The 6,802-nt window shown below is 74.0% G+C and carries 8 protein-coding genes; 4 read left to right on the top strand and 4 right to left on the bottom strand.

Going from position 1 to position 6,802, the window contains the following annotated elements:
• The coding region (locus CCN39_RS45550; RefSeq protein WP_086853157.1) for an MFS transporter at positions 1-1,234 on the top strand (1,234 nt) is incomplete at its 5' end.
• 39 nt (positions 1,235-1,273) lie between these two features.
• On the opposite strand, the gene CCN39_RS45555 is transcribed toward CCN39_RS45550, so the two are convergent.
• From CCN39_RS45555 to CCN39_RS45565, 3 genes are read right to left on the bottom strand one after another with little or no spacing between them, the layout of a single operon-like run.
• Complete coding sequence (locus tag CCN39_RS45555; protein ID WP_086853159.1) at positions 1,274-1,933, bottom strand: response regulator; 660 nt, start codon at positions 1,931-1,933, stop codon at positions 1,274-1,276.
• The gene (locus CCN39_RS45560) at positions 1,930-3,066 is read right to left on the bottom strand and encodes a sensor histidine kinase (RefSeq protein WP_086853161.1); all 1,137 of its coding nucleotides are present in this window, start codon (positions 3,064-3,066) and stop codon (positions 1,930-1,932) included. Before CCN39_RS45560 ends, CCN39_RS45555 begins: the two co-directional genes overlap by 4 nt.
• Positions 3,063-3,896, bottom strand: a complete 834-nt coding sequence (locus CCN39_RS45565) for a CPBP family intramembrane glutamic endopeptidase (RefSeq protein WP_086853163.1) — start codon at positions 3,894-3,896, stop codon at positions 3,063-3,065. The genes CCN39_RS45560 and CCN39_RS45565 overlap by 4 nt, the downstream gene beginning before the upstream one ends.
• Before the next feature lie 157 nt (positions 3,897-4,053).
• Here CCN39_RS45565 and CCN39_RS45570 point away from each other — a divergent pair, with 157 nt between their 5' ends.
• Positions 4,054-4,542 (top strand): SigE family RNA polymerase sigma factor, encoded by a 489-nt coding sequence (locus tag CCN39_RS45570; protein ID WP_086853164.1) that lies wholly within the window; start codon positions 4,054-4,056, stop codon positions 4,540-4,542.
• Positions 4,542-5,285: a hypothetical protein gene (locus CCN39_RS45575; RefSeq protein WP_086853166.1), complete on the top strand. Its 744-nt coding sequence runs from the start codon at positions 4,542-4,544 to the stop codon at positions 5,283-5,285. Before CCN39_RS45570 ends, CCN39_RS45575 begins: the two co-directional genes overlap by 1 nt.
• Here the strand turns inward: CCN39_RS45575 and CCN39_RS45580 are convergent.
• Entirely contained in the window at positions 5,282-6,319 is a 1,038-nt protein-coding gene (locus tag CCN39_RS45580; protein WP_244211316.1) for a zinc-binding dehydrogenase, read from the bottom strand. The genes CCN39_RS45575 and CCN39_RS45580 overlap by 4 nt on opposite strands.
• An 83-nt stretch (positions 6,320-6,402) precedes the next feature.
• On the opposite strand from CCN39_RS45580, the gene CCN39_RS45585 reads away from it, so the two are divergent.
• On the top strand, positions 6,403-6,802 hold a 400-nt coding region (locus tag CCN39_RS45585), incomplete at its 3' end, for a helix-turn-helix domain-containing protein (RefSeq protein ID WP_143264418.1).

Here is a 6,802-nt window from a genome sequence, read left to right on the forward strand (position 1 = left end):
CGGCCGCAAGAACGCGCTCCTCGTCGGCTTGGCCGGCTTCGCCGCGGTGTCCGCGCTCGGGGGCTTCGCGACCAACATCGAGATGCTGCTGGTCGCCCGGGCGGCACAGGGCGTGTTCGGCGCGCTGCTCGCGCCCGCCACGCTTTCGTTGCTGACCACGACGTTCACCGACCCGAAGGAGCGCGGCCGCGCGTTCGGCGTGTTCGGTGCCATCGGCGGTGGCGGCGCGGCGGTCGGCCTGCTGCTCGGCGGTGTGCTCACCGAGTACCTCGACTGGCGCTGGTGCATGTTCGTCAACATCATCTTCGCCGTCATCGCGTTCGCCGGCAGCTCGGTGCTGCTGCGCAACCAGAAGGACGAGGGCCCGCGGCCGAAGCTCGACCTGCCGGGCACGGTGACCGCGTCGGCCGGTCTGTTCGCCCTGGTCTACGGCTTCGCCAACGCCGAGTCGGACTCCTGGTCTTCGGTGTCGGTCTGGGGCTTCCTGGCCGCGGGCGTGGTGCTGCTGGGCGTGTTCGTCTGGCTGCAGCAGCGCGTCGAACACCCGCTGCTGCCGCTGCGCGTGCTGCTCGACCGGGACCGCGGCGGCTCGTACCTGGCGATGTTCCTGCTCGCCATCGGGATGTTCGCGATCTTCCTCTTCCTGACGTTCTACGTGCAGCAGAACCTGCAGTTCACGCCGATCCAGAGCGGCCTCGGCTTCCTGCCGATGGTGGCGACGCTGATGCTGTCGGCCACGACGGCGACGGCCGTGCTGCTGCCGCGGTTCGGCCCGAGGCCGCTGGTGCCGACCGGCATGGCGATCGCCGCCGCGGGCCTGTTCTGGCTGAGCGGCATCGGCCTGGAGAGCACGTACGTCTCCGGCGTCCTCGGCCCGCTCCTGGTGATGGGCTTCGGCATCGGGCTGGCGATGGCGCCGGCGATGAGCGTCGCGACCTTCGGCGTCGAAGCGCGCGACGCGGGTGTCGCGTCGGCGGCGGTGAACACGATGCAGCAGGTCGGCGGTTCGATCGGCACGGCGCTGCTGTCGACGCTGGCCGGCAACGCGGCGGTGGCCTACCTCGCGGGCAAGAACCCGACGCCGCAGCTGGCGGCCGAGGCGGCCATCGAGAGCTACACGACGGCGTTCACCTGGGCCGCGGTGATCTACGTGGTCGGCGCGGTGCTCAGCGGCCTGCTGCTGCGCCCGGGCGTCCCGAAGGGCGAAGCGGCGCCGGGCGCCGTGCACATGTAGTTCCTTCCGGTGAACGGGCCTCCTCCCGGGGAGGCCCGTTCACGTCACCAGGCCGTGGCGGTAGGCGTAGACGACGGCCTGGACGCGGTCGCGCAGGTCCAGCTTGGTGAGGATGCGCGACACGAACGTCTTGACGGTTTCCTGGCTGATCACCAGCCGTTCCGCGATCTCGCTGTTGGACAGGCCGTCCGCGAGCAGGCGCAGGACCTCCAGCTCGCGAGGGGTCAGCGGGAGGTCCGGGGCGGCGCCCGGCGCGGGCCGGATCCGCGCGGCGTGCCGGCCGACCAGCCGGCGCGTCACCTCCGGGTCCAGCAGCGCCGCGCCGGTGGCCACGGTGCGGATGCCGTGCAGCAGCCGGTCCGGGGGCGCGTCCTTGAGCAGGAAGCCGCTCGCGCCCGCGCGCAGGGCCTCGTAGACGTACTCGTCGAGGTTGAACGTCGTCAGCACGAGCACCTTGACCGGGCGCGGCACCCCGGCCCCGGCCAGCAGGCGGGTGGCCTCGATGCCGTCGAGCACCGGCATGCGGACGTCCATCACGACGACGTCCGGGTGCAGCCGGGCGGCGAGGTCGACCGCGGCCCGGCCGTCGCCGCACTCGCCCACCACCTCGAACCCGGGCTGGGCGCCGATGATCGTCACCAGCCCGGTGCGGATCAGCATCTGGTCGTCGCAGACGAGCACCCGGATCGGCGCGCTCACGACGGGTTCCCGGTGGGGATCCGGGCGGACAGGGTGAAACCGGCGCCGTCGCGGCCCGCGCTGAAGTCGCCGCCCAGCACGCCGACGCGCTCCCGGAGCCCGGCCAGCCCGCGGCCGCTCCCGCCGGGGGACACGCTCCCGGAACCGGCCGTGCGGACCGCCACCGCGATTTCCCGTTCGCCGTGGTGCACTTCGACCGAGGTGCGGCTGCCGCGCGCGTGCTTGAGGGCATTCGTCAAGGCTTCCTGCACGACCCGGTAGGCCACCAGATCGGCGCTGCCGGCCGACTCCGCGGGCGTGCCCTCCTCAGTGAACTCCACCGGCTGCCCGGCCTGGCGGGCCCGCTCCACGAGGGCGAGGAGCCCGCCGTCCGCCGGTGCCTCGGTTTCGTGGTCGGGGTTGAGCAGGTCGAGCAGGTGCCGCAGGTCGGTGATGGCCCGCCGGCCGGTGTCGGAGATCGCGGTCAGGGTCCGGTCGAGCCGATCGGGCGCCGCGGTCAGGTACCGGGCGGCCTCGGCCTGCACGACCATCGCCGTCACGTGGTGGGTGACGACGTCGTGGAGCTCGCGGGCGATGGTGGCGCGCTCGGCGGCCCGGGTGTCCTCGGCGACGCGGCGCCGGTGCCCGGCTTCCGCGGCCCGGGTGGTGCGCAGCCAGGCCCCGATGCCCCAGGCGAACACCAGCAGCAGGAAGAACGTCACGAACTCCGACGGCGGCTCCGTACCGACGCGGGAGAGGGCGACCGCCAGCCCGGCGTACGCCGCGGAGAGCAGCAGCGCGGTGGTGCGCCGGCGGTGTTCCAGGTGGGCTCCCGCGCTCACCAGCGCGAAGCCGAGCGCGGTCCCGGCGACCGAGTGGTAGCCGCGGAGCTGGTCGACGGCGAAGCCGAGCGCCACCAGGGTCAGGCAGACGGCCGGCCACCGCCGCCGCACGGCGAGCGGGAGGCTTTCGGCCACGACCACCACGATGGCCAGCGCGTCGAAGGGGCGGGCCGGCACGCCGCCGACCTGCGTGCCGTGGCTCTGCAACCAGGGCACGAACGACCCGGCCAGGAACAGCAGCGCGAGCGGGAGGTCCCGGACCACGACGTCGAGCCGGCGCCACCGCGCCACGGCCGGCCGGTGATCGATCACCGGGAAAGTGTAGTGACGTCGTCGACCCGCTCGGCGCGGCGGCGCGGTACCAGGCGGCCGCGCCGCTGGGCCAGCCACAGGAACGCACCCGCCCCCAGCGTGCAGAACAGCAGCGAGTAGAGGCTGCCCTCCGGGCCGAACTCGCCGCCGGTGATGATCGACGGCCCGGACGTGGCGGCGTCCAGCAGGCCCTGCGGGGTGCCGTTGCCCGAGACCTCCGTGCCGAAGATCCCGGCCGCGGCGAAGTTCCAGCCGAAGTGCACGCCGATCGGCACCCAGAGCTTGCGCGTGGCGACGTACGCGGCGGTCAGCAGGCCGCCGGCCTCGATGGCGATGGCCATGGCGCCCCACAGGCTCGCGTGGGCGTTGAACAGGTGGGAAAGGCCGAACAGCACGCCGGTCGCCACCAGCGCGATCCAGGTGCCGGTGTGCTTCTCGACGAAGCGGAACAGGATGCCGCGGAACAGCAGCTCCTCCGTCACCGCGGCGGCCGCCATGAAACCGGCGAGCCCGAGCGCCCCGGACACGGTGCCCCAGCCGCGGACGTCGTAGTCCCCGAGGAGGGCGAGGTTCGCGATGACGAGCCCGAACAGCGCGACCCCGATCAGCGTCCCCCGGCCGAGGGCGGCCCCGGCGCCCGGCCCGGCCAGTTCGGTGACCGGGCGGTGTTCGGTCTTCCGCACCACCCACCGGTAGGCGAGCACCGCGAGCACCGCGGTCAGGCCCCCGAAGAGCAAGGTGAGCCACGGATTGCCCGCCGCGGCGGCAACGCCCTGCTGCCCGAGGAACGCGACCGCGGCCACGGCCAGCAGCTGCCAGACGACCCTCATGAAAACCCCTTCGTCCACCCGCGGCGTCGGTTCCCGCGGCCTGCGGCGAACGTTAGGGATCCGGCGCGCGGGAATCGTCACCGCGGAGAGGGCACCTGCTCGTAGCTCGCACGGGGGACGGTTGAACCTTTCGGGGTGCCCGCGCCCTAATGAGGGAGTGTCCGGAGACGTCGACTTCAGCGAGTACTTCGCCGCGCGGGTCCAGCGGTTCCGCCGGGTGGCGTTCGCGCTCAGCGGCGACTGGCACACGGCCGAAGACCTGGTCCAGGCGATGTTCGTCCAGCTGTACCGGCGCTGGCGGCGGGTCCGCCCCGGCACGGTCGACGCCTACGCGCGCCGCATCCTGCTGAACCTGTTCCTGACCGGGCGGCGGGTGTCCGGGCGCGAGTACGTGACGTCGTCGGTGCCGGACCGGGAGTCGCCACCGGGCCGGGACACGTCGTTGCGCCTCGACGTCGAGCGCGCGTTGGCGGGGTTGACGCCCCGGCAGCGCGCGATGGTGGTGCTGCGGTTCCTCGAGGACCTCCCGGTGAGCGAGGTCGCGGCGCTGCTCGGGGTGGCGGAAGGAACGGTCAAGTCCCAGACGGCCCGCGGGGTCGAAGCCCTGCGGGCGGTCCTGCCGTCGCAGACCGGAGAGGAGCGGTGATGGAGGAGGTCCGGTCGTTGCTGACGGCGTACGTGACCGAGGGCGAGCCCCCGATCGGCTTGTCCGGGGACGCGGTGCTCGCCGCGGCCCGCCGGTCCCGCCGGCAGCACCTGCTCACGGCGACGGTGGCGGTGGTCGTCATCGTGCTGGCCCTGGGGCTGGCGGTGGTGGTGCTGCCGCACCGGGGCGAGGTCGCGAACGCGCCCTGCCCGACGGGTTCGGACACGCGCGCGGCCCTGGTCGACCGGCTGAGCTGCGTGGTGGGGCGCGCGGTGCGGTCGCTGCTGCCGCCGGAGGCGCAGATCACCCGGTTGACGATCCCGGGGGAGACCGCGCCGAAGGACCCGTTCCACCTGATCGCCGACCCGGCGGGGGACGCGCCCCGGGACGCGTTGTTCCACATGGGGGTCCGGGTGACCGACGCACGGGGATCCGGGGCGGTGCACCTCCTGATCGTGCCCAGCCGCAACTCGGGCGGCCCGCCGTGCGAAGAACCGGACGAGATCTTCTGCCGCACGGAACCGGTCCCGCAGGGCTTGTTGTGGCTGTCGACGCTCCGCTCCGGCGACCTCCTGACCCACCGCGTCGCACTGGCCACGCCGGACGCGGTCGTGCAGTTCTGGTCGAACAACAGCGGAGTGCTGGAGCGCGCCGGCGTCCGGGTGCCGAAGCAGCGCCCGGAGCCGACGCTGACGCTCGAGCAGGTGCGGCGATTGGCGTTGACGCCGGGGCTGGCGCTCTAGGGGACGAGGGCGACGAAGCCGAGGCCGGTCGTGCGCTCCGCCAGGCCGAGGGCGGCTGCCGGGTCGTCGAGGCCCGCCGTCCGCAGCTCGACCGCCGAGAGGTCCAGCACGCCGGACCGGACCAGGTTCCACACCGTCGTCGCCGTCCGCTCGTCGCTCATCCAGGAGCCGCGCAGGGTGAGCCTGCGGTGCATCAGGTCGCCGTACGGCACGGCCAGGTCCTGGCGCACGCCGCCGACGAGCACCAGGGTGCCGCGCACCCGCAAGCAGTCGTAGGCGGCCATCGTCGCCTCCGCCGACGGCGCGGCGCCGAGCGTGTCGACGGCCACGTCCACCGGTCCGATGGCCGCCGCGTCCGTGGTGCGGTCGCCGGTCAGCCGGTGGGTGCGCACGCGCGGGCCGAGCCCGGCCAGCCGGCCGAGTGCCTCCTCGTTGCGGCCCACCGCCGTCACCGTCGCCGCGCCTTCCGCCAGCGCCGTCAGCACCGCCGCGCCGCCCAGCTGGCCGGTCGCCCCGATCACCGCGACGTCGCGGCCGGCGAGCGGCCCGGCCGCGTGCAGACCCGTGGCGGCGATGCAGAGCCACGGCAGGAACGCCAGGCGGGCGGGATCCGGGTACGCCGCCGCCCCGGGCAGCTTGACCAGAGTTTCCTTGGCGCAGAGCGCTTTCTCCGCGAAGACGCCGTCGCGCCACACCGTGCGCATGCGGTCCGTGCGTTCGCTGCCGGCGCCGGAGCCGCCCACGCCGACCCAGCCCACCAGGACTTCGTCGCCGTCGCCCGCGTCCAGCAGCGCCGTGTCCAGCACGATGTCGCCCGGCGCGACGCTGAACACGTCCGGCGCGACGTCGAGCACGCGCCCGACGCAGGAGGGGCCCAAGGTCAGGGGGACCGGCAGGCCGCCGCGGTTTCCCCGCACCACGGCGTTCGTGTACGCCGGGAGGTGCGCGGCGAGCACCTCCACCAGCACGCCACCTCCCCGGAGCACGGGCTCCGGCACCTCGGAGAGGCGGACGTCGTCGTTCTGTGCAGTCACAGTCCAAGCTCGCATGGACCCAGCCTCGCGGGTCGCTAAGCTGGTATCCAGAATCGCGTTATTCTGGTACTGGAGGTGCCACGGTGGGCGTCGAGCTGGGTGCGTTCCTGCGCAGCCGCCGGGAGCGGCTGGCGCCGGCCGACGCGGGCCTGCCGGCCACCGGGCGCCGGCGCACCCCCGGGCTCCGGCGCGAGGAGCTGGCCTTGCTGGCCGGCATCAGCGCCACCTGGCTCACCTACCTCGAGCAGGGGCGGGACGTGCGTCCCTCCGGCCAGGTGCTCGACGCGCTCGCCCGCGCGCTGCGGCTGACCGGCGACGAGCGGGAGCACCTGCACCGCCTGGCCGGCGGAGGGGCGACGCCCGGCGAAAGCGGGGGCGAGGAGGCCGCGCCCGAGGTCGCGGGTGTCCCGGCGCTGCTGGGCGCGAATCCCGCGTACGTCACCGGAATCTGCTACGACGTCCTCGCGCTCAACGACGCGGCCG

It is taken from the genome of Amycolatopsis kentuckyensis (assembly GCF_002155975.1).
Lineage (GTDB): Bacteria > Actinomycetota > Actinomycetes > Mycobacteriales > Pseudonocardiaceae > Amycolatopsis > Amycolatopsis kentuckyensis.